This window comes from Arthrobacter sp. U41 (genome assembly GCF_001750145.1).
Lineage (GTDB): Bacteria > Actinomycetota > Actinomycetes > Actinomycetales > Micrococcaceae > Arthrobacter.
The window spans coordinates 2718606-2738883 of the sequence record NZ_CP015732.1; the positions used below are offsets into that span (position 1 = coordinate 2718606).

The window sequence follows — 20278 nt, forward strand, 5'->3', positions numbered from 1 at the left end:
GTCTCGATCGATGACCGGGTGCAGTGCAGGCCAGCAGACAGAAGCTGGGCTGGGTTGATGCGGCTGGACTCCGTGAACCAAGAAACGGAGGTGACTCTCTATGGAGGGTCCCGAAATCCAATTCTCAGAAGCAATCATTGACAATGGCCGCTTCGGCAAGCGTGTAATCCGCTTTGAAACCGGCCGCCTTGCCAAGCAGGCAGCCGGCGCAGCGATGGTCTACATCGACGAAGAGACCGCGCTGCTGTCCGCAACCACCGCCGGCAAGCACCCGCGTGAAGGTTTCGACTTCTTCCCGCTGACCGTCGACGTCGAAGAGCGTATGTACGCCGCCGGCCGCATCCCGGGCTCGTTCTTCCGCCGCGAAGGCCGTCCCTCCACGGAAGCCATCCTGGCCTGCCGCCTGATGGACCGCCCGCTGCGCCCCGCCTTCGTCAAGGGCCTGCGCAACGAGGTCCAGATCGTCGTCACCGTGCTGTCCATCAACCCGGACGAGCTCTACGACGTGGTTGCGATCAACGCTTCCTCGATGTCCACCCAGCTCTCCGGCCTGCCCTTCTCCGGCCCGATCGGCGGCGTCCGCGTTGCCCTCGTCGCCGACGAGCACGGCTCGCAGTGGGTTGCGTTCCCGAAGCACTCCCAGCTTGAGAACGCCGTCTTCAACATGGTCGTTGCCGGCCGCGTCAAGAACGATGACGTCGCCATCATGATGGTTGAAGCCGAAGCCACCGACAACTCCTGGAACCTGATCAAGGAACAGGGCGCCACCGCCCCGACCGAAGAGGTTGTTTCCGAGGGCCTCGAGGCTGCCAAGCCGTTCATCAAGGCACTCTGCGAAGCGCAGGCCGACCTGGCAGCCCGCGCCGCCAAGCCGACCGTCGAGTTCCCGGTCTTCCTGGACTACCAGGATGACGTCTACGCGGCTGTTGAGTCCGCCGCCGCCGAGAAGCTGGCCGCTGTCTTCCAGATCGCTGACAAGCAGGAGCGCGACACCGCCTCCGACGAGCTCAAGGACGAGGTCACCTCTTCCCTGGCCGGCCAGTTCGAAGGCCGCGAGAAGGAGCTGTCCGCAGCCTTCCGCTCCGTCACCAAGCACGTTGTGCGCCAGCGCATCCTCACGGACCAGATCCGCATCGACGGCCGCGGCCTGACGGACATCCGCCAGCTCACCGCCGAGGTTGAGGTCCTGCCCCGCGTTCACGGCTCGGCCATCTTCGAGCGCGGCGAGACCCAGATCATGGGTGTCACCACGCTGAACATGCTCAAGATGGAACAGCAGATTGACTCGCTGTCTCCCGTGACGCGCAAGCGCTACATGCACAACTACAACTTCCCGCCGTACTCCACCGGCGAGACCGGCCGCGTCGGTTCCCCGAAGCGCCGCGAAATCGGTCACGGCGCCCTCGCCGAGCGCGCCATCATGCCGGTGCTGCCGTCCCGCGAGGAATTCCCGTACGCCATCCGCCAGGTGTCTGAGGCTCTCAGCTCCAACGGTTCGACGTCGATGGGTTCCGTCTGCGCCTCCACGCTGTCCCTGCTCAACGCAGGTGTGCCCCTGAAGGCTGCAGTTGCCGGTATCGCCATGGGCCTGGTCTCCGACCAGGTTGACGGCCAGACCCGCTACGCCGCCCTGACCGATATCCTCGGCGCCGAAGATGCTTTCGGTGACATGGACTTCAAGGTCGCCGGCACCGCTGAGTTCGTCACGGCCATCCAGCTGGACACGAAGCTCGACGGTATCCCGGCCTCCGTCCTGGCAGCCGCGCTGAAGCAGGCCCGCGAAGCCCGCCTGCACATTCTGGACGTCCTGAACTCTGCGATCGACACCCCGGACGAGCTCTCCGAGTTCGCGCCGCGCGTCATCGCGGTCAAGATCCCGGTAGACAAGATCGGCGAGGTCATCGGCCCGAAGGGCAAGATGATCAACCAGATCCAGGAAGACACCGGAGCCGACATCTCGATCGAGGACGACGGAACTGTCTACATTGGCGCCACGAACGGCCCGTCTGCCGACGCAGCACGGTCCGCGATCAACGCCATCGCCAACCCGCAGATCCCGGAAATCGGCGAGCGTTACCTGGGCACGGTCGTCAAGACCACGACCTTCGGCGCGTTCGTTTCCCTGACCCCGGGCAAGGACGGTCTGCTGCACATCTCCGAGCTGCGCAAGATCGCCGGCGGCAAGCGCGTGGACAACGTCGATGACGTCGTCTCCGTCGGCCAGAAGATCCAGGTGGAAATCACCAAGATCGATGACCGCGGCAAGCTCTCCCTGTCACCCGTTGTGGCTGACGAGGCAGGCTCCGAGGATGCCGACACCGCTGAGGTCTCCCTGGAGACCGCAGAGTAGTCTGAGCTGAACCAAGTGGCGGGGCCGGTGGATTATCCACCGGCCCCGCCGCCGTTAACGGCGGCTGCCACGGCAGCCGCCGTCGCCGCCGGCTGCGGTGCCGCGGCCGGACCGTTGGGGCCGTGTCCCGCTGGTACGATGGCAGGCAGATTTGGCATGTTTTTACTGAAAGGCCTTGATGACTGTCGTCCCCCTGCCGCTTGAGCAGAACCAGCACGCTGACACCCTGATCCACGGAGCCGATGGCGGTTCCGAGGTGCGCCGTTCGGTCCTGCCCGGCGGCGTCCGTGTGCTGACAGAGGCGATGCCGGGCCAGCGCTCGGCCACCATTGGTTTCTGGGTCGGCGTCGGCTCCCGTGACGAGGCTCCGGGCCAGCACGGTTCCACCCATTTCCTGGAGCACCTCCTGTTCAAGGGCACCAAGCGGCGCACCGCCCTGGAGATCGCCTCGGCCTTCGACGAGGTGGGCGGGGAATCGAACGCCGCCACGGCGAAGGAGAGCACCTGCTACTTCGCCCGGGTGCTGGACACGGACCTTCCCATGGCAATAGACGTCATCGCGGACATGATCACCGGCGCCGTGCTGGACCCGCAGGAGATGGAGCAGGAACGCGACGTCATCCTCGAGGAGATCGCGATGGACAGCGACGACCCCACCGACGTCGCCCATGAACACTTCGTCGCCGCCGTGCTGGGCACCCACCCGCTCGGCCGCCCGATCGGCGGCACTCCGGACGCCATCCGCGCCGTCGCCCGCGACTCGGTCTGGGACCACTACCGCCGCTATTACCGCCCGGACGAGCTCGTTATCACCGCCGCCGGGGGACTGGACCACGACGTCGTCTGCGGACTCGTCGTCGATGCCCTGCACTCCGCCGGCTGGAGCCTGGAACCCGACGCGGCACCGGTGCAGCGCCGCTCCACCGACCGTGCCGCCATCACCGGCACCGCCGGACTGCACGTGGTCAAGCGCCCGGTGGAGCAGGCCAACATCATCATGGGCTGCCCCACCATCGTCGCCACCGACGACCGCCGCTTCGTGATGAGCGTCCTCAACGCGGTGCTCGGCGGGGGCATGTCCTCGCGGCTGTTCCAGGAAGTCCGCGAGAAGCGCGGGCTGGTGTACTCGACCTACTCCTTCGCCTCCTCCTACGCCGACGCCGGCTACTTCGGCATGTATGCCGGCTGCACGCCGTCGAAGGTCCGGCAGGTCCTTGAGCTGCTCGGCGCCGAACTGGACAAGCTGGCCGGCGGCGGGATCTCCGAGGAGGAACTCCGCAAGGCCGTCGGGCAGCTGTGCGGCGGAATCGTGCTGGCGCTTGAGGACACCGGCTCCCGGATGTCCCGGCTGGGCCGGGCCGAACTTGTCTCCGGTGAGTACCAGGACATCGACGAAACCCTGCGCCAGATCAAGGCCGTCACCGCGGCCGAAGTCCAGGAGCTCGCCCGCGAACTCGCCGCTGCCCCGCGGACCGTCACCGTGGTGGGCCCCTTCGAGGACACCGAGACCTTCGGCCTCTGAGGCCGGGCCGCAGGCCGCTGAGCTGGGGCTGCACCGGCCCCGGCAGCGGCCCCGCACCTAGACACGGCAGGCGGCGCCGCGTGATGATGGGGGCGGGCTCACTCGGGAGGACCCCCACCTGGAAGGAAAACATGGACCGGCCGCTGCCAGGCAGTGCACACGAGGCGCTTGAGGCGTTCCTCGGGCACTGGACCGGCACCACCCAGTGGCAGGCCACGCCCTGGGGGCCGGCACGTTCGGCCGCCCTCGAACTGACGTTCGCCCGCGCAGCCGCCGGCCTGGCCGTCACCCACAGCTACCGGCACACGGAAGCCGACGGCACCCGCTCCGAGGGCCACGGTGTCTTCACCATGGACCCGGACCGTACGGACACACTCTGGTACCACGTCAACAGCATGGGGCGGCCCCCCGAAGGGCCGGCCCGCGCCAGCTTTCAGGACGGCGTCCTGACCATGGAACGGCGCAGCGAGCGCGGCACGTCCCGGCATACCTTCCGGGTCGACGACGGCGTGCTCACGCACACTGCCGGACTCCGGCTGGGTTCCGCGAGCGAGTTCACGCCCTTTATGGTCTCGGTCTGCCGGCGCGTGCCCGAGGTTTCCCGCACCCCCGCCTGAGCCCTGCGCTCTCAGGACGCCGCGCAGCCAAACCGCCGCCACCGCGCAGCGAGCCGCCACCGCGCCGGGCGGCAACCCGGCCCTGCCGCCGTCCTGCCCTGGAGTTGCCGGACCGCTGCAAAGCCGCCCTTGAAATCCGTTGACAGCCTGTGGGCCGCATCGTAGATTAGCCGTAATCTGAATCACCTTTCAGGTTCAGCGTTAGTTTCAGAGGATACAAAGAAGTTCCTGATGGCCGCCGTGATGGCCACCGGGCTCGCCCTTAGCGCCTGCGCGCCCACTGCCGGTAGCACAGCGCCGGCCGCCTCGGGCAGCGCCAAGGCCGCCGAACCGGTCGATGTCGGCATCATTTACTCCAAGACCGGCCCGCTGGCCGCCTACGGCGCCACCTACTACGAGGGCCTGCAGGCGGGCATCGAGCACGCCACCGGCGGGACCGGCGAAGTCAACGGCGCCAAGATCAACATCACCTATGCAGACGACGGCGGCGACCCGGACAAGGCGGTGACGGCTGCGAAGGACCTGATCGGCAAGGGCTACAAGATCATCGGCGGCACGGTCGTCTCCGGCATCGCCCTCAAGCTGGCCGAACAGGCCGCCCAGAACAAGGTCCTCTACATCTCCGGTCCCGCCGCGACCGACGCGATCCAGGGCATCGACAAGTACACCTTCCGCTCGGGCCGCCAGAGCCTGCAGGACGTGGCCACCGCAGGGTCCTTCATTGACACCAACGGCAAGAAGGTCGTCGTCTTCGCGCAGGACAACGCCTTCGGCCAGGGCAACGTCGCCGCCGTCAAGGCCGTGCTGGGAGCCAAGGGCGCCACCGTGGAGGCCGTCCTGGTTCCGGACGGACAGGAACTGACGCCCTTCGCCCGCCAGCTCATCGACGCGAAGCCGGACATGGTCTTTGTGGCCTGGGCCGGGGCAACGTCCGGCACCATGTGGCAGACCCTGAGCCAGCAGGGCGCCTTCGACGCCGCTCCGGTCGTCACCGGGCTCGGTGACGCCGCCACCTTCGGCGCCTACGGCGAGGCCACCTCCAAGATCAGCTTCCTTAGCCACTACTTCCCGGGCGCCTCGGGCACCGAGGTGGAAAAGAAGATGATCGCCGCGGTCGAGAAAGCCGGCAAGAAGGCGGACCTCTTCACCCCGGACGGCTTCGTCGCCGGCCAGATGATTGTCCAGGCCATCAAGGAAGGCGGCTCAGACACCGACGCCATGGTCAAGGCACTCGAAGGCTTCAGCTTCGACGGCCCCAAGGGCAAGGAAACCGTCCGCGCCTCGGACCACGCCCTGGTCCAGGACATGTACCAGGTCAAGCTCGTCCAGGCCGGCGGCAGCTGGGCTCCCGAGCTGATCAAGGTGGTCGCGGCCGACACCGTCGCCCCGCCGGAAAAGAAGTAACCCGGTGCGGCGCTGTGCCGCCTGACACTGGACCACACCGCACAGCGCCGCCCGCCAGCGGGACAGCCACGACTCCAGCGAGCCATGAAGGATCCGAATGAAATCCCCAGCCCTGCCCGCCCTCGCGGTGGACGGCCTCGGCCTGCAGATCGGCGGTGCCCGCATCCTCCAGGATGTGAGTTTCGCCGTCGGCACCGGCGAAATGGTCGGCGTTATCGGCCCCAACGGAGCCGGCAAGACCACGTTGTTCGACCTGATTTCCGGTGTGATGCGGCCTACGACGGGCAGCGTCACGCTGAACGGCAGGGAGATCACGGCCGCGCCGATCCACCGCAGGGCCAAGGCGGGGCTGGGCCGGACCTTCCAGACCTCCAACCTGTTTCCCCGGCTCAGCGTGCTGGAAAATGTCCGGCTCGCCGCCCAGGCGAAACTCGGCGGCAGCTTCAGCATCCTGCGCTTCCCCTCCGCGTCCGACGAGGCCAGCCGGATTGCCCGCGGCACCATCGCCGAAGTCGGCCTCACCGGCCAGCTCTCGACGGCGGCGGGTGACCTCTCGCACGGCGAGAAGCGCAAGGTGGAGATCGCCGTGCTGCTGGCGACCGATCCCGCCGTCGTGCTCCTGGACGAGCCAATGGCCGGGGTGGCGTCGGGGGACGTCCCGTCCCTCACCGCGATCATCGCACGGCTGCACCGGGACCGCGGCTGCACCGTGATGATGGTGGAGCACCACATGGACGTGGTCCTGGGCCTCGTGGACCGCGTCGCCGTGATGCACCACGGCAGCCTGCTCGCCCTGGACAGCCCGGAGGCCGTCATGTCGGATCCGACCGTACAGAGTGCCTACCTGGGAGAACCCGTATGAGCGCCGCAGCCGAAACCCGACCCATCCTCAGGATTGAGGGACTCAATGCGCACATCGCCGGACAGCAGGTCGTGGAGGACGTCTCCTTCACCGTCCCGGCCACCGGCATCACCGCGCTGCTGGGCCGCAACGGCGTCGGCAAGACCAGCACCATCAAAGCCATCATCGGCCTGATCGACCGCACCGGAGCCGTGGAGCTCGACGGCGTGCGGATCGAGAAGGAGCCGACGTTCAAGATCATCCGCAGCGGGGTGGGCTACGTGCCCGAGGACCGCGAGGTCTTCTCCAAGCTCACCGTCGCGGAAAACCTCCGGCTCGCCGAACGCGACGCCGCACCGCGGCGCCAGCTTGTCGAGGAGCTTTTCCCGGACCTGCTGGCCCGGTCCGCCCAGATGGCCGGGACCCTGTCCGGCGGCCAGCAGCAGATGGTCTCGCTGGCGCGTGCGCTGCTGAACACCAACAAGATCCTGCTCGTCGACGAACCCACCAAGGGACTGGCCCCGAAAATCGTCGCCGAGGTCGCCGAGACCCTCGCCGAAGCAGCGAAGACCGTGCCCATCCTCCTGGTCGAGCAGAACCTGCACGTCGTCCGGCAGTTCGCCGCGGGAGCCGTCGTCCTCTCCGGCGGCCGGGTGGTCCACACCGGCAGCGCCCTGGAATTCCTCGACGACGCCGACCTGACCCAGCGCCTGCTGGTCGGGGCCGCGGCCGGAGCCGCTTTTGCCGCCTTCACCGAGTTCGTGCTGATCCGCCGCCTGTACCAGCGCCACATCGAGCAGGTCCTCATCACGGTGGGCCTCTCGCTCGCCGCTGTTGCCCTCTTCGACGGCATCTGGGGCACCGACCCGGTGTTCATCCAGGGACCGGCCTGGTTCAAGGAGACCACCGAAATCCTGGGCGCCCGCGTCCCCAACGACCGGTTTGTCTGCATCATCGCCGCCGTCCTGGTGCTGCTGGCCCTGGTGTACTTCCTGAAAAACACCCGCTACGGCATGATCATCCGGGCCGGTGTCGAAAACCGCTCCATGGTGACGGCCCTCGGCATCGACGTCCGGAAGGCCTTCACCCTGGTCTTCACGATCGGCGGCGCCGCGGCGGGCCTGGGCGGGGTCCTGGCCTCGCACTACTTCGGCTACGTCTCGCCGATGCTGGGCGGCTCGCTGCTGATCTTCGCCTTCATCGTCACCGTGATCGGCGGACTGGGCTCGCTGACCGGCGCAGCCCTCGCCGCCGTCGCGGTCGCCCTCCTGCAGCAGTTCGCGAACTTCTACCTCGGCGGCACCGGCGACTTCGTTGTGGTGCTGGCCCCGGCGCTTGTTTTGCTGTTCCGTCCCTCCGGCCTGCTCGGGAGAACCTCATGACCACCGATACCGACGCCACCAACCCGGAAACGGAGCTCACAGCGGACGGCCCCGCGGGGACACGCCGGACCGCCGACGCCGACCGGCCGGGCGGTTCCGCCCGGCCGCGTCTGACCCGCCGGACGGCCGCCGGCGCCGCCGCCGGGCTCGCCGGAATCGTGCTCCTGGTCCTGCTGCCGCTGCTGAACCTGTCCCTGCCCGGGGTGCTGCCCGGACCGACCTACACGCCGGGATCACTGCAGCTGCTGGCCATGTGCATGCTGATGGCCGCCGCGGCCCTGACCTACCACCTGCTGCTCGGCGTCGCCGGGCTGCTCTCCTTTGGCCATGCGCTGTACTTCGGTGCCGGCGTCTACGGGCTGGCAATCATCCTGCAGAACCTGGACCTCCCGCTGCTGCCCGCGATGGGCCTGACCCTGCTGATCGTGATCGTGCTGGCCCACGTCGTGGGCAGCATCAGCCTGCGGGTCAGCGGCATCCCCTTCGCCATGGTCACGCTCGCCTTCGCGCAGGCCGGTTCGGTGGTTGTAGGCCGCAACCCGGAGGGCAGCACCGGCGGAGACGAGGGCCTCACGCTGCGCACCGACAACCTGCCCGACTTCCTCGTCGGAGTGGTCAACACCCGCAACCTGTACTGGCTGGCCCTGGCGGTGCTCGTGGGCGTCTTCATCGTCGTGACCTGGGTGCAGTCCTCCCGCGCCGGCCACGTCGCCGCGGCGGTCCGCGAGAACGAACTGCGCGTCCGCGTCCTGGGCCTGCAGCCGTACCTCGTGAAGCTGCTGATCTTCGTGGTCTCCGCCGTCCTGGTCAGCATCATCGGCATGGTGTTCCTGCTTCTGCAGAGCGGCGCCGTCCCGCGGGCCATCTCTGCCGACCTGACCATCACCCTGCTCGTGATGGTGGTCCTGGGCGGCGTCGGCTCCCGCTGGGGCGCCGTGATCGGCGGCGTCTTCTACACCATCCTGGACCAGCGCCTCACAACCCTCGCGAACTCGGACGCCATCGACGCGCTGCCGGACATCCTGCGGATACCGTTGTCGGAACCCTTGTTCATCCTGGGCACGCTGTTCATCCTCGTGGTGCTTTTCCTGCCGGGCGGCATCACGGGAACCGCCCAGCGGCTGGCCCAGCGCCGCACCCGGCGCGGCGGGGAGGCCGGCGGCAGCAGTGCCGGCGGCCCAGCCCCCGGAGGTCAAAGCACAGCGAGCTCCCGCGAGATCCTGGAGGAATCGGCATGAGCAGCACCGGAACCTGCCGGGCGGACGGCCTGCACACCCTGGGCCGCTGGACCACCGACCGCAGCCTCGCCACGCCCCGGCGGATCGCCATCGACGACCGCGGCTGCACCCTGAGCTACGGCGAGCTGGAACGCCGGGCAGCGGGCCTCGCCGCCGGCCTGAAGGCCGCCGGCTACGCCGCCGGGGACCGGATCGCGACCCTGACCGGCAACAGCTCGGACCATGTGGTGCTGTTCTTCGCCTGCGCCAAGGCCGGGCTGGTCCTGGTCCCGCTGTCCTGGCGGCTCTCGCCCCGGGAACTCGCCGCGCAGCTCGGGCTCGCCGACCCGCAGCTGCTCCTGGTCGAGGATGAACTGGATTCCCTCGCCGCAGGGGCATGCACGCTGCTCGCGCACCGGCCCCGGACCGCGGCGCTGGGCCCCGGCGGCATTGAAAAATCCGTCCCCCCGCCGTCGCGGCGCATGCCGGACACCGTGCCTGAGCCAGGCCGGGAGGTGCGCGACGACGACCCGCTCCTGATGGTCTTCACCTCCGGCACCGAGGGAACAAGCAAAGCCGCGGTGCTGACCCATGCCAACTGTTTCTGGACGAACCTTTCACTGTCCCGGACGCTGGATCTGGGCAGCACTGACGTGGTGCTGGCGGTGCTGCCGCAGTTCCACGTCGGCGGCTGGAACATTCAGCCCCTGCTGGCCTGGTGGACCGGCGCCACCGTGGTGCTCGAACGCGGCTTCGAACCCGGCCGGGTCCTGCAGCTGATCGCGGAGCGGGGCGTGACCATGCTTATGGGCGTCCCCACCCAGTACCTGATGCTCGCCGAACACCCCGACTTCGCCGCCGCGCAGCTCGGCAGCCTCCGCCACGCCGTGGTCGGCGGCGCGCCGATGCCTGCGCCGCTGCTGCGGATCTGGCACCGCCGGGGAGTAGCCCTGAGCCAGGGCTACGGACTGACCGAGGCGTCACCGAACGTGCTCTGCCTGGCCAACGAGGATGCCGCCCGGATGGTGGGCTACTCGGGCAAACCGTACCCGCATGTCGCCGTCGCGGTGGCCGATCCGGTGACCGGGGACATCCTGGACGGTGCCGCCGCCGGGGAACTGCTGGTGGGCGGGCCGGGGGTCTTCGCCGGCTACTTCCGCGACCCCGCGGCCACTGCCGCCGTCCTCGTCGGGGACTGGCTGCGGACCGGCGACCTGGTGGAGCGCGACGCCGAGGGCTACGTCAGAGTGGTGGACCGGCTCAAGGACATCTACATTTCCGGCGGCGAAAACGTCGCCCCCGCCGAGGTCGAGGCGGCGCTGCTGTCCCATCCGGCAGTGGCGCAGGCCGCCGTCGTCGGTGTGGAGGACGAGCGCTGGGGCGAAACCGGGGTCGGCTTCGTCGTGATCCGTCCCGGCATGGCCACCGATGAACAGGAACTCCTCGAGCACTGCGCCGCCCAGCTCGCACATTTCAAGGTTCCCGCCCGGATCGAGACGGTCGGTACGCTGCCCCGCACGGCGCTGAACAAGGTGCTCCGGGCCCGGCTCCGGCAGCAGCTGGAAGGTCGAACCCTCAACGGACGGCACGAAAGCGCCCCAGCCGGCCTGCCCCCAGCCGTCCTGCCCGCGGCCAAGCTGCCCGCGGACGGGGGACGGCGGTGAGTGCCGTGCCGCGCACCGCGAGGGGCACCCGTACCCGGGCCAAGCTGCTGCAGGCCGCGGAGACGGTGTTCGCCTCGGTGGGCTACCACGAGGCCTCGATCGTGAAGATCACGGAGGAGGCCGGCGTCGGGCTCGGCACTTTCTATCTGTACTTCGAGGGCAAACAAGCCATCTTCGACGAGGTCGTCGAGGACCTGAACCGGCGGGTCCGGCATGCCATGACGGACGCCGCCCGTGCCGCCGGAACCCGGCTCGCGGCCGAACGCGCCGGCTTCCGGGCCTTCTTCAAGTTCACCGCCGAACACCCCGCGCTGTACCGGATCATCCGGCAGGCCGAGTTCGTCTCACCCGGGGCGCTGCGGCTGCACTACACCCGGATCGTCAACGGCTACATCGAGGGGCTCAAAGCCGCGCAGCTCACCGGCGAAGTCCGGGCGATGGACCCCACCGTGGCGGCCTGGGCGCTGATGGGCATCGGCGAGTTGATCGGCATGCGCTGGGTGCTGTGGGACGAGGAAGGCGCCGAACCCGCCCGGGGCGCCCGCCCGGATGTCCCGGAGGAGGTCTTCGAGGAAATGATGCAGTTCATCGAACGCGCACTCGCCCCCGGCCCCGCGTCCAGCCCCGCTTCCAGAACGACTCAGGCCCAGGAAGGGACAGCCCCATGAACCAGGCAGCCAGCAACCCCCGTTACCGGACCACCGAGGTCCAGGTCCGCGGCGGCACCCTGCACACCGCGCTCTGGGGACCCGAGGATCCGGCCGCCCCGACCATCCTTGCGGTGCACGGCGTCACCGCCTCCCACAAGGCCTGGCCGGCGCTGGCGGAGGCCCTGCCGGAGGTCAGGATCATCGCCCCGGACCTGCGCGGCCGCGGGTGCAGCAACGCGCTCCCGGCGCCCTACGGCATGCCCTCCCACGCCGAGGACCTCGCCGCGGTGCTGGCTGCGCTCAGCAGCGGCCCCGTTGTCGTCGTCGGCCATTCCATGGGCGCCTTCGCCGCGGTGGTCCTCGCGAACCTGTTCCCGGAGCGGGTGCGGTCCCTGGTGCTGGTCGACGGCGGACTGCCGCTGCAGGTGCCTGCCGGGCTCAGCGACGAGCAGATCGTCGCCGCCGTGCTCGGTCCCGCCGCCGAGCGCCTGAACGCCACCTTCGCCAGCCGGGAGGCGTACCGCAGCTTCTGGAAGCAGCATCCGGCGTTCAGCGCGGACTGGAGCCCGCTCGTGGAGGAGTACGTGGATTACGACCTCACCGGCGAGGAGCCGGTGCTCCGGCCGGCCACCCGGTACCAGGCGATGGCGGACGACACCGCCGAGCTGCACCGCGGCGCCTCCCTCCTGAAAGCCCTCGCTGAGCTCGCGGTGGACACACTGGTGCTGCGCGCGCCGCGCGGCCTGCTCAACGAACCCGGCGGCCTGTACGCGCCCGGCTATCTGGACGCCTGGGCGGAGAAGCTGGCCACCCTGACCGTGCGCGAGATCCCGGACGTCAACCACTACACGATTGTCATGGGTGCGGCGGGGGCCGCCGCCGTCGCGGGAACCGTGCGGGAGGCGCTGGCGGTCGCCTGACCTCCGTCACGGCCGCTGGTGCGTCAGTGTCAGGCGGCGGACTCCAGGATCCGGGTCTTCGGCGCGCCCCGGAGGGCCGGGGCCGCGGCGGAGGACGTCCAGACGTTCGCCTGGAGCTTGGCCAGCAGCGCCTCGGCCTGGTCGCGCCGCTCAAAATCGAGTTCGACCACCACATAGTGCGGATCCTCCACCGGCCGGCTGATCCGGTGCGCGGTCACCCCCGACGCCGCGCGGTTGACCGGGTCACGGTCGAACGCGGCCTTCCAGAGGCCAAAATCCTTGATCCCGTGCTCGATCTGCAGCGTATACATCGCACTCATTCCTTCCGGTCACTTTCCCACTGGCTGTGGGGATGTTCCACGCTAGGCGCGGCGGGCCGGCGGGTGGTATCCCAGAAATCTGGTGCCGGCGCATACTGAATTCATGACCACCAGCTGGGCGCTGAGCCGGAGCCTGGAACGCATCGGGCAACTCTGCCGGGACGTGCCCGAGGACAAGGAACTGCGCCGGGGAGTGCTTGCTGAACTGGGCCGGATGGTGCCGTTCAGCGCGTTCGCCTGGCCGCTGGCGGACCCCGAATCGGCCACCGGCATCGCGCCGATGGCCAGGATCCCCTGTCCGGAGGAGCTGCCGGAGCTGATCCGGCTCAAGTACCTGACACCGGCCTGCCGCTGGACCGCCCTCATCGGCTTGCGCCGGCCGGCCACGACCCTGCTGATGGAGACCGGCGGCCGTCCGGCACGCAGTCCGCTGTGGAGCGCGCTGCTGTCCCGCTACCGGGTGACGGATGTGCTGTCGACGGTTTTCGCTGACAAGCATGGCTGCTGGGGCTGGCTGGACCTGTGGCGGGCGGGGGATGAAGGCACGTTCTCCGAACCGGAAACCGATTACCTCGCCGCCGCCGCGCCGCTGGTGGCGGCCGGCCTCCGGCGCAGCCGGGCGGCCCAGTGCCGGCGGGACACGGAGGGGCCCGGCGGCGCGTGGCCAACTGTCCGGAAGCCGCTGCCGCCGCAGGCGGTGCTGACCCTGGACGAGCGGCTGGCCGTGGTGGGACAGACCGCCTCGGCCGGTGACTGGCTGGGGCTGCTGCAGCGCGGTCCCCGGCCGCATGAGGGGATACCGGCGGAGGTCCTGAATGTCGCCGCCCAGCTGCTGGCGAGGGAAGCCGGAGTGGACCCGCACCCCGCCATGTCGCGGGTCCCCGTCGGCCTCGGCGCGTGGGCGCTGCTGCGCTCCACCCGGATGGAAGACGGCCGGACGGGAACAACGGCTCCGCTCGCGGTGACCATCCAGGAATGCCCCGCGGCGGAGCGGCTTGAAGTGTTTGCCCGCTGCTTCGCCCTGACACCGCAGCAGCACCGGCTGCTGGGGCTCACCGCCGGCGGACTCAGCACGGCGGAGCTGGCCGCGGCGCTGCGGATCAGCCCCTACACCGTGCAGGACCAGTTCAAGGCCGTCTTCGCTGCCTGCGGCGTCCGGAGCCGGAGCGCGCTGCTGGGCCTGGCCCTGGGCACCGCGGCGGCGCCGCCGGAGGCGGGCCCGGCAACGGGCCGGCGGTAACGGGCGCGGAAGCCGGTCCGGCTAGCCGCCGGCGAACGGCGGCAGCACGTCCACGACGTCGTCCGGCCGGAGCGCGGCCGCACGGTTCCGCACCGCCACCTCGTTGAGCAGGAAGCTGCTCCGGGACAGCAGGCGCGCCAGCGGCGGCGTCCCGGCCGGGGGTTCGGGGCGCTCGACGGCGAGGATCGCTTCGAGCAGTGAGTCGACGGTGGCGTCAGCGGGGAGGTCAAAGCGCTCCTCCTCGACGCCGGCGGCAGCGCGCGCGGCAGCGAAGTATCGTACGTTCACGGGTGGTTCAGCCTCCGATGGCGCTCATGCTGCGGTCCGGCTGGACGAAGTCCGGGGCGTCCAGTCCGACGTGGTCCATACCGTGGGCCTTGGGTTTGATCCACATGGCGTCCTGCCAGCGCTCGGCGAGCTGTTCGTCGCTGGCGCCCTCGCGGAGCAGCCCCAGCAGGTCCACTTCCTCACGGGAGAACAGGCAGCTCATGATCTTGCCCTCGGCCGTGATCCGGGTGCGGCGGCAGTCGGAGCAAAACGGCTCGGTCACGGAGGCGATGATCCCCACGGTTCCCAGCACCGGGCCGGCCGCCTCGGCCGTGCCGGGCACCCGGGCCCGTACCTCAAAGCGTTCCGCCGGGGCGCCGTCGCGGTCCCGCGGGTCAGCGCTGAGCACGTAGTCGACGGAGAGCAGTTCACGGATCTCCGCGGCGGTGATCATGTTCCGGCGGGTCCAGCCGTGGTCGGCGTCGAGCGGCATTTGCTCGATGAAGCGCAGTTCGTAGCCGCGGTCCAGCGCCCAGGCCAGCAGCGCGGGGGACTCGACGTCGTTGATGCCGCGCATCAGTACGGCGTTGAGTTTTACCGGGCCCAGCCCGGCGGCCCAGGCAGCGTCCACGCCGGCCAGGACCTTGTTCAGGAAGGGGCGGCGGGTCAGCTGGGTGAAGGTTTCCTCATGGAGCGAGTCCAGCGAGACGTTGATCCGGGACAGTCCGGCAGTCTTGAGCCCGGCAGCTTTTTTGTCCAGCCCGACGGCGTTTGTGGTCATCGAGATCGGCAGGTCGGGGTGGGCGTGGCGGAGCGCCGAAATGATGTCCAGCAGGTCGGCCCGGACCAGCGGTTCGCCGCCGGTGAGCCGCAGTTCGCGCACGCCCAGCATGTCAACGCCGATCCGGACAATCCGGACAATTTCCTCCGCCGACATCACGGCCTGCTTGGACAGCCACGCCAGGCCCTCGGCCGGCATGCAGTAGGTGCAGCGCAGATTGCATTTGTCGGTCAGGGACAGCCGCATATCGGTCGCACGGCGGCCGTAGCGGTCAACCAGGCCGGCGGGCATTCCGGCCGGGCGCCCGGGCAACGGCGCTCCGGAAGTGCCCGCGCCGGGGCCGTCATCCGCGCGGGGCTGGGGCATACCAAGCTGAACACTCATAATGTCAGGCTACGCCACCTCGGCACCGGTATCACAGCGGCCGGGCCAGCGATTCCGCCGGCGGCACCCCGGTGGCGAAGGGACGTCGCCGCCGGACCGGCACAAACCTATGCTGGAGGAGTGAACACCTCCCAGCAGGGGCAGCCAGGCACTCCTGCCGCCACCCGGCGGCCCGGCCGGCGGAGCGCCCGGCCGCGTAACCCTGAGCCGGAGAACCCGGGGCCGGAGAACCCTGAGCCGCGAAGTCCGGACCGGCAGGCGGCCGGCCGGGCGGCGGCGGCCGGCATTGTGGCCGTGGGAACGGGGCTTGCCCTCGGGGAACTCGTGGCAGGTCTCGTGAGCCCCTCGCTGTCCCCGGTGACCGCTGTCGGCGGCGCCGTGATCGACGTCGTCCCGCCGGGCGTCAAGGACTGGGCCATTGCGCTCTTCGGTACGGGGGACAAGATGGCCCTGCTGACCGGGATGGGCCTGCTCATCGCCGCGCTGGCCGCCGTGTCCGGAATAGTGGAGCTGCGGCGCCGCTTCGCCGGGGCCGCCATCATCGCCATCTTCGGGGTGGTGGGGCTGGTGGCCGTGCTGGGCCGGACCGAACTGACCGTGATCGCGGTGCCGGTCCCGCTGCTCGCCGCCCTCGTGGGCATGGTCCTGCTGCGGTGGCTGGTCCGCCGGCTGGGGGAGTGGCCCGCCGAAGCCGGACCGCCCCCCGCAGGTCCCGGCCCCGAAGCGCAGCTTCCTTCCCGGTCAGCGCAGCCTCCGTCGCGCCGCCGGTTTTTCCAGGCGCTCGGTGGAACGGCCGCCCTCGCCGTGGCCGCCGGCGCGCTGGCCGCGACGTTCCGGGGCGCCGCCGCCGTCGTGAGTGAACTGCGCAGCAAGCTGGCGCTCCCCGCGCCGGCGTCACCGGCTCCGCCGATCCCGGCCGGAGCCGAGGTCCGGCTGGAGAGTGTGGGCCCGCTGGTGACGCCGAACAGGGACTTCTACCGGATTGACACCGCGCTGCGCGTCCCGGTCGTGGAGCCGGGCCAGTGGACCCTGAAGGTCACCGGGCTGGTGGAGAAGGAGGTCTCACTGGACTTCGCCGCGCTGCTGGCCAAACCCCTGATCGAACGGCACATCACCATCGCCTGCGTCTCCAATGAGGTGGGCGGGGACCTGATCGGCAACGCCCGCTGGCTCGGCTGGCCGGTCCGGGAACTGCTGGCCCTGGCCGGCCCGCGGGACGGTGCGGACATGGTCCTGTCGCGCAGCACGGACGGCTGGACCGCCGGCACCCCGCTGGAGGTGCTGACCGACAGCCGGGACGCGCTGCTGGCCGTCGGCATGAACGGTGAACCCTTGCCGTTGGAGCACGGCTTCCCGGTCCGGCTGGTCGTCCCCGGTCTCTACGGCTACGTGTCGGCGACCAAGTGGGTCACCGGGCTCAAGGTGACACGCTTCGCGGACGATGTCGGATACTGGACGCCCCGCGGCTGGAGCGAGCGGGGGCCGATCAAGACCTCCTCCCGCATCGACGTGCCCCGCGACCGCCGCCCCGTGGGCGCCGGGACGGTGGCTTTCGGCGGGGTCGCCTGGGCCCAGCACACCGGGATCGGGCGGGTGGAGCTCCGGGTCAACCGCGGGGCGTGGCAGCAGGCGGAGCTGGCCGCCGGGATCTCCAAAGACACCTGGTACCAGTGGAAACTGGAGCTGCCGCTGACCCCCGGCCAGTACGAGGTCCAGGTCCGCGCCACGGACCTCAACGGCGCCGCGCAGGTGGAGGACCGCGCGGCGGTGGCGCCCAGCGGGGCCACCGGCTTCCACACGGTTAGAGTGGACGTGAAATCCTAACGGCCCGGGCCACCACGCGGGCCACCACGCCGGGCCAGGGGGCCGGCCGGCGAGTTAACCCGATGGCTTAAGACGAGGGGTCACAACGCATGCACCGCACCCAGGCACGGCACGTCACCGTGGAAGCGCACCGCGAGTCGGTCCGCAAGCTGCTGGCCCCGCTCCGCACCCCGGACCGGATTGAGCGGCTTCCGCTCCTCGCGGCGCTGGGCCGCGGACTCGCGGCGGACGTGGTGGCTCCGCTGGACCTGCCGCCTTTCGCGAATTCGCAGATGGACGGCTTCGCCATCCGCAGCGCCGACGTACCCGACGGGGGTGCCGGGCTGCGCGTTGTGGCCCCGGTTCCGGCCGGTGCCGCGCCAGCGGAGCTGGCCCCCGGGACAGCCGCACCGATCATGACCGGCGCCATGCTGCCGCCCGGGGCGGACGCCGTCGTGCCGATCGAGCAGGCCGTCCCGGCGGTCTTCCCCCCGCCCGGCGTGCCGGCCACGGTCCGGCTGCCCGCCGTGCCGGCCGGGAACTACGTCCGCGACGCGGGCAGCGACATCCGCACCGGCGAACCTGCCCTCGCCGCCGGAACGTTCCTGGGACCGGGCCAGCTGGGACTCCTGGCCGCCCTGGGATTCACCGAAGTGCCTGTCTACCGTGCGCTGCGGGTCCTGCTGGTCACCACCGGGGACGAGGTCGTGGAGCCGGGCAGCCCGCTGGGCCCAGGCAAGATCTACGACTCCAACGCCACCCTGCTGGAGTCATCCATGCGCCAGGCCGGACTCGACGTCACCCGCACCGGGATCTCCACGGACCGACCGGAGGAACTCGCCGGCCTGCTGCGCCGGCACACCGGGGACGTGGACCTGATCGTCACCACCGGCGGGGTCAGCAAGGGAGCATACGAGGTGGTCCGGCAGGCGATGGAGGGCCACAGCGTCGACTTCTTCGGTGTGGCCATGCAGCCCGGAGGCCCGCAGGGCATCGGCTCCTTCGACGGCGTCCCGGTCCTCGGGTTCCCGGGGAACCCGGTCAGCTGCCTGGTTTCCTTCGAAATGTTCCTCCGGCCCGCGCTCGGAGACCTCTTCGGCTCGCCGGCGCCGCGTCCGGTGGCCAGGGCGCGGCTGGCAGGGACGCTGACGTCCCCGGCGGGCAAGCACCAGGTCCGGCGCGGCACGGTCCTGCCGGACGGCACCGTACGGCTGGAAGGCGGCGCCGGCTCCCACCTGGTCAGTGCCCTGGCGCACTCCAATGCCCTGATCCAGGTGCCGGAAGGAATTGCCGCGCTCGCCGAGGGCTCCGAGGTGGAAGTATGGATGCTGTGAACGAAGCAAATCCCGCAACGGGAAACCCAGGCCTGACCCATCTCCGGCAGGACGGCACGGCCCAGATGGTGGATGTGTCCAACAAGGCGGAGAGCACCCGCGAGGCCACCGCCACCGCCACCGTCCGCAGCACCGCCGAGGTCCTGGCCCTGCTCGGCGCGGGAGACCTGCCCAAGGGCGACGCCCTCGCCGTCGCCCGGGTCGCCGGCATTATGGCCGCCAAGAAGACCCCGGACCTGATCCCGCTGTGCCACCCGCTGCCGCTTGCCAAGGTCACCATCGACTTCGAGCTCGACGCCGACTCGGTCACCGTGTTCGCGACGGTCAAGACCCTCGGGGTCACCGGCGTCGAAATGGAGGCGCTGACCGCCGCCTCCGTCGCCGCCCTCAGCGTGTACGACATGATCAAGGCCGTGGACAAACACGCGGTGCTCACTGACATCAAAGTGCTGGCCAAAAGCGGCGGCAAGAGCGGGGACTGGACACGATGAGCATGCCCGAACCACACCGGCACGGCGAAGCCACGGGGCGAAAGGCCGGCGTCGTGATCGCCTCCACCCGGGCCGCGGCCGGAATCTATGAGGACCTGACCGGTCCCGTCATCATCGACTGGCTCACCGAACACGGCTTCGAACCGTTCCCGGCCATGGTGGTCCCGGACGGCGAGGCCGTGGGCGCCGCGCTGCGCGCGCTCCTGACCCAGGCACCGGCGGTCATCATCACCAGCGGCGGCACCGGCCTCAGCCCCACCGACGTCACCCCGGAGCAGACCATTCCCCTGCTGGACCGCGAGATCCCGGGGATCATGGAGGGCATCCGCAGCGCCGGGACCGCCAAGACCCCCACCGCGATGCTCAGCCGGGGACACGCCGGCGCCGCCGGCCAGACCTTCATCGTCAACCTTCCCGGGTCCCCGAAGGGCGTCATGGACGGCCTCAGCGTGCTGGACCCCATCCTGGGACACCTGTGCGACCAGCTGGAAGGCAGCCATGGCCACTGAATCAACCTTTGAAGTGGTGACCGCGGTGCTGAGCGCGGAGCCCATCTCCGTGGACCAGGCCATCGCCGCGGTCGAATCGGACACCGCGGGCGCGGTGGTCAGCTTCAGCGGCGTGGTCCGGAACCACGACGGCGGCAAACCCGTCCAGCGGCTCAGCTACAGCGCGCACCCGACGGCGCACCAGGTGATGGCCGACGTCGTTGCGCAGCTCGTCGCCGAACAGGCGGCCGGGGGAAAGCCCGGCGGTCCCGACAGCGAAGCCGGCGGGACCGCCGGCGAAACCGGCCGTGCGCCGGACCAGCCGGTGCGGATTTGGGTGGCGCACCGGATCGGGATGCTGGAGATCGGCGACCCCGCTCTGGTCTGTGCCGTCTCCGCCGCCCACCGGGGCCAGGCATTCGCGGTCTGCTCGGAACTCGTGGACCGGATCAAGGCGCAGGTCCCGGTCTGGAAGGAACAGTTCTTCACCGACGGCACGGTCGAGTGGGTCGGCGCGGGGCAATAGTCCGGCCTTGAAGGCCCCGGCGGGAGCCCCTCGACGGGACCCGTCATGCAGGGCTGCCGGTTCCGGCGGGCAGCCGC

Annotated in this window: 19 protein-coding genes and 1 pseudogene; 17 read left to right on the plus strand and 3 right to left on the minus strand. The window is 70.1% G+C overall.

The features are described from left to right. The first annotated feature begins 100 nt into the window (after positions 1 to 100). From ASPU41_RS12380 to ASPU41_RS12425, 11 genes and pseudogenes are all read left to right on the plus strand, one after another. Positions 101 to 2350: a polyribonucleotide nucleotidyltransferase gene (locus tag ASPU41_RS12380; RefSeq protein ID WP_069951171.1), complete on the plus strand. Its 2250-nt coding sequence runs from the start codon at positions 101 to 103 to the stop codon at positions 2348 to 2350. 178 nt (positions 2351 to 2528) lie between these two features. Further along, positions 2529 to 3872: a M16 family metallopeptidase gene (locus ASPU41_RS12385; RefSeq protein ID WP_069951172.1), complete on the plus strand. Its 1344-nt coding sequence runs from the start codon at positions 2529 to 2531 to the stop codon at positions 3870 to 3872. 131 nt (positions 3873 to 4003) lie between these two features. Next, positions 4004 to 4489: a DUF1579 family protein gene (locus tag ASPU41_RS12390; protein WP_069951173.1), complete on the plus strand. Its 486-nt coding sequence runs from the start codon at positions 4004 to 4006 to the stop codon at positions 4487 to 4489. Between the two features lie 231 nt (positions 4490 to 4720). Further along, on the plus strand, positions 4721 to 5893 hold the full coding sequence (locus ASPU41_RS12395; RefSeq protein ID WP_069951174.1) for a substrate-binding domain-containing protein: 1173 nt from the start codon (positions 4721 to 4723) through the stop codon (positions 5891 to 5893). A gap of 97 nt (positions 5894 to 5990) precedes the next feature. Then, a complete protein-coding gene (locus ASPU41_RS12400) occupies positions 5991 to 6755 on the plus strand; it encodes an ABC transporter ATP-binding protein (RefSeq protein WP_069951175.1) in 765 nt (254 codons plus the stop codon). Next, positions 6752 to 7183, plus strand: a pseudogene (locus tag ASPU41_RS23870) (ATP-binding cassette domain-containing protein); the annotation flags it as partial. The gene ASPU41_RS12400 and the pseudogene ASPU41_RS23870, both read left to right, overlap by 4 nt. Then, the gene (locus tag ASPU41_RS12405; RefSeq protein WP_331712777.1) at positions 7181 to 8116 is read left to right on the plus strand and encodes an ABC transporter permease subunit; all 936 of its coding nucleotides are present in this window, start codon (positions 7181 to 7183) and stop codon (positions 8114 to 8116) included. The pseudogene ASPU41_RS23870 and the gene ASPU41_RS12405, both read left to right, overlap by 3 nt. Further along, positions 8113 to 9354 (plus strand): branched-chain amino acid ABC transporter permease, encoded by a 1242-nt coding sequence (locus ASPU41_RS12410; RefSeq protein ID WP_083266491.1) that lies wholly within the window; start codon positions 8113 to 8115, stop codon positions 9352 to 9354. Before ASPU41_RS12405 ends, ASPU41_RS12410 begins: the two co-directional genes overlap by 4 nt. Further along, complete coding sequence (locus ASPU41_RS12415; RefSeq protein ID WP_083266492.1) at positions 9351 to 10997, plus strand: class I adenylate-forming enzyme family protein; 1647 nt, start codon at positions 9351 to 9353, stop codon at positions 10995 to 10997. Before ASPU41_RS12410 ends, ASPU41_RS12415 begins: the two co-directional genes overlap by 4 nt. Next, a complete protein-coding gene (locus ASPU41_RS12420) occupies positions 10994 to 11665 on the plus strand; it encodes a TetR/AcrR family transcriptional regulator (protein WP_069951177.1) in 672 nt (223 codons plus the stop codon). The genes ASPU41_RS12415 and ASPU41_RS12420 overlap by 4 nt, the downstream gene beginning before the upstream one ends. After that, a complete protein-coding gene (locus ASPU41_RS12425) occupies positions 11662 to 12567 on the plus strand; it encodes an alpha/beta hydrolase (protein ID WP_069951178.1) in 906 nt (301 codons plus the stop codon). The genes ASPU41_RS12420 and ASPU41_RS12425 overlap by 4 nt, the downstream gene beginning before the upstream one ends. A 29-nt stretch (positions 12568 to 12596) precedes the next feature. Here the strand turns inward: ASPU41_RS12425 and ASPU41_RS12430 are convergent, their stop codons facing one another. Next, a complete protein-coding gene (locus ASPU41_RS12430) occupies positions 12597 to 12878 on the minus strand; it encodes a hypothetical protein (RefSeq protein WP_069951179.1) in 282 nt (93 codons plus the stop codon). 112 nt (positions 12879 to 12990) lie between these two features. Between ASPU41_RS12430 and ASPU41_RS12435 the strand changes: the two genes are divergently transcribed. Further along, on the plus strand, positions 12991 to 14127 hold the full coding sequence (locus tag ASPU41_RS12435; RefSeq protein ID WP_069951180.1) for a helix-turn-helix transcriptional regulator: 1137 nt from the start codon (positions 12991 to 12993) through the stop codon (positions 14125 to 14127). 21 nt (positions 14128 to 14148) lie between these two features. Here the strand turns inward: ASPU41_RS12435 and ASPU41_RS12440 are convergent, their stop codons facing one another. Together ASPU41_RS12440 and moaA are read right to left on the minus strand one after the other, a co-directional pair. Then, on the minus strand, positions 14149 to 14415 hold the full coding sequence (locus ASPU41_RS12440) for a MoaD/ThiS family protein (protein WP_069951181.1): 267 nt from the start codon (positions 14413 to 14415) through the stop codon (positions 14149 to 14151). A 7-nt stretch (positions 14416 to 14422) separates the two neighbouring features. Then, on the minus strand, positions 14423 to 15559 hold the full coding sequence (moaA, locus tag ASPU41_RS12445; protein WP_197515647.1) for a GTP 3',8-cyclase MoaA: 1137 nt from the start codon (positions 15557 to 15559) through the stop codon (positions 14423 to 14425). A 288-nt stretch (positions 15560 to 15847) separates the two neighbouring features. On the opposite strand from moaA, the gene ASPU41_RS12450 reads away from it, so the two are divergent. The 5 genes from ASPU41_RS12450 to ASPU41_RS12470 all read left to right on the plus strand — a co-directional run bounded on the left by ASPU41_RS12450 (position 15848) and on the right by ASPU41_RS12470 (position 20201). Further along, the gene (locus ASPU41_RS12450; protein WP_069952673.1) at positions 15848 to 17383 is read left to right on the plus strand and encodes a molybdopterin-dependent oxidoreductase; all 1536 of its coding nucleotides are present in this window, start codon (positions 15848 to 15850) and stop codon (positions 17381 to 17383) included. Positions 17384 to 17472: 89 nt separating this feature from the next. Further along, on the plus strand, positions 17473 to 18696 hold the full coding sequence (locus ASPU41_RS12455) for a molybdopterin molybdotransferase MoeA (protein ID WP_069951183.1): 1224 nt from the start codon (positions 17473 to 17475) through the stop codon (positions 18694 to 18696). Next, on the plus strand, positions 18684 to 19187 hold the full coding sequence (moaC, locus tag ASPU41_RS12460) for a cyclic pyranopterin monophosphate synthase MoaC (protein ID WP_069951184.1): 504 nt from the start codon (positions 18684 to 18686) through the stop codon (positions 19185 to 19187). Before ASPU41_RS12455 ends, moaC begins: the two co-directional genes overlap by 13 nt. Next, a complete protein-coding gene (locus ASPU41_RS12465) occupies positions 19184 to 19696 on the plus strand; it encodes a MogA/MoaB family molybdenum cofactor biosynthesis protein (RefSeq protein WP_069951185.1) in 513 nt (170 codons plus the stop codon). Before moaC ends, ASPU41_RS12465 begins: the two co-directional genes overlap by 4 nt. Continuing rightward, positions 19686 to 20201, plus strand: coding sequence for a molybdenum cofactor biosynthesis protein MoaE (locus tag ASPU41_RS12470; protein ID WP_069951186.1), 516 nt, complete (start codon positions 19686 to 19688; stop codon positions 20199 to 20201). Before ASPU41_RS12465 ends, ASPU41_RS12470 begins: the two co-directional genes overlap by 11 nt. The last annotated feature ends 77 nt before the right edge of the window (positions 20202 to 20278 follow it).

Coding starts and splice junctions, on each gene's coding strand:
- ASPU41_RS12380 (WP_069951171.1), top strand. CDS start 101: ATGGAGGGTCCCGAAATCCAATTCTCAGAAGCAATCATTGACAATGGC.
- ASPU41_RS12385 (WP_069951172.1), top strand. CDS start 2,529: ATGACTGTCGTCCCCCTGCCGCTTGAGCAGAACCAGCACGCTGACACC.
- ASPU41_RS12390 (WP_069951173.1), top strand. CDS start 4,004: ATGGACCGGCCGCTGCCAGGCAGTGCACACGAGGCGCTTGAGGCGTTC.
- ASPU41_RS12395 (WP_069951174.1), top strand. CDS start 4,721: ATGGCCGCCGTGATGGCCACCGGGCTCGCCCTTAGCGCCTGCGCGCCC.
- ASPU41_RS12400 (WP_069951175.1), top strand. CDS start 5,991: ATGAAATCCCCAGCCCTGCCCGCCCTCGCGGTGGACGGCCTCGGCCTG.
- ASPU41_RS12405 (WP_331712777.1), top strand. CDS start 7,181: ATGGTCTCGCTGGCGCGTGCGCTGCTGAACACCAACAAGATCCTGCTC.
- ASPU41_RS12410 (WP_083266491.1), top strand. CDS start 8,113: ATGACCACCGATACCGACGCCACCAACCCGGAAACGGAGCTCACAGCG.
- ASPU41_RS12415 (WP_083266492.1), top strand. CDS start 9,351: ATGAGCAGCACCGGAACCTGCCGGGCGGACGGCCTGCACACCCTGGGC.
- ASPU41_RS12425 (WP_069951178.1), top strand. CDS start 11,662: ATGAACCAGGCAGCCAGCAACCCCCGTTACCGGACCACCGAGGTCCAG.
- ASPU41_RS12430 (WP_069951179.1), bottom strand. CDS start 12,878: ATGTATACGCTGCAGATCGAGCACGGGATCAAGGATTTTGGCCTCTGG.
- ASPU41_RS12435 (WP_069951180.1), top strand. CDS start 12,991: ATGACCACCAGCTGGGCGCTGAGCCGGAGCCTGGAACGCATCGGGCAA.
- moaA (WP_197515647.1), bottom strand. CDS start 15,559: ATGAGTGTTCAGCTTGGTATGCCCCAGCCCCGCGCGGATGACGGCCCC.
- ASPU41_RS12455 (WP_069951183.1), top strand. CDS start 17,473: ATGCACCGCACCCAGGCACGGCACGTCACCGTGGAAGCGCACCGCGAG.
- moaC (WP_069951184.1), top strand. CDS start 18,684: ATGGATGCTGTGAACGAAGCAAATCCCGCAACGGGAAACCCAGGCCTG.
- ASPU41_RS12465 (WP_069951185.1), top strand. CDS start 19,184: ATGAGCATGCCCGAACCACACCGGCACGGCGAAGCCACGGGGCGAAAG.
- ASPU41_RS12470 (WP_069951186.1), top strand. CDS start 19,686: ATGGCCACTGAATCAACCTTTGAAGTGGTGACCGCGGTGCTGAGCGCG.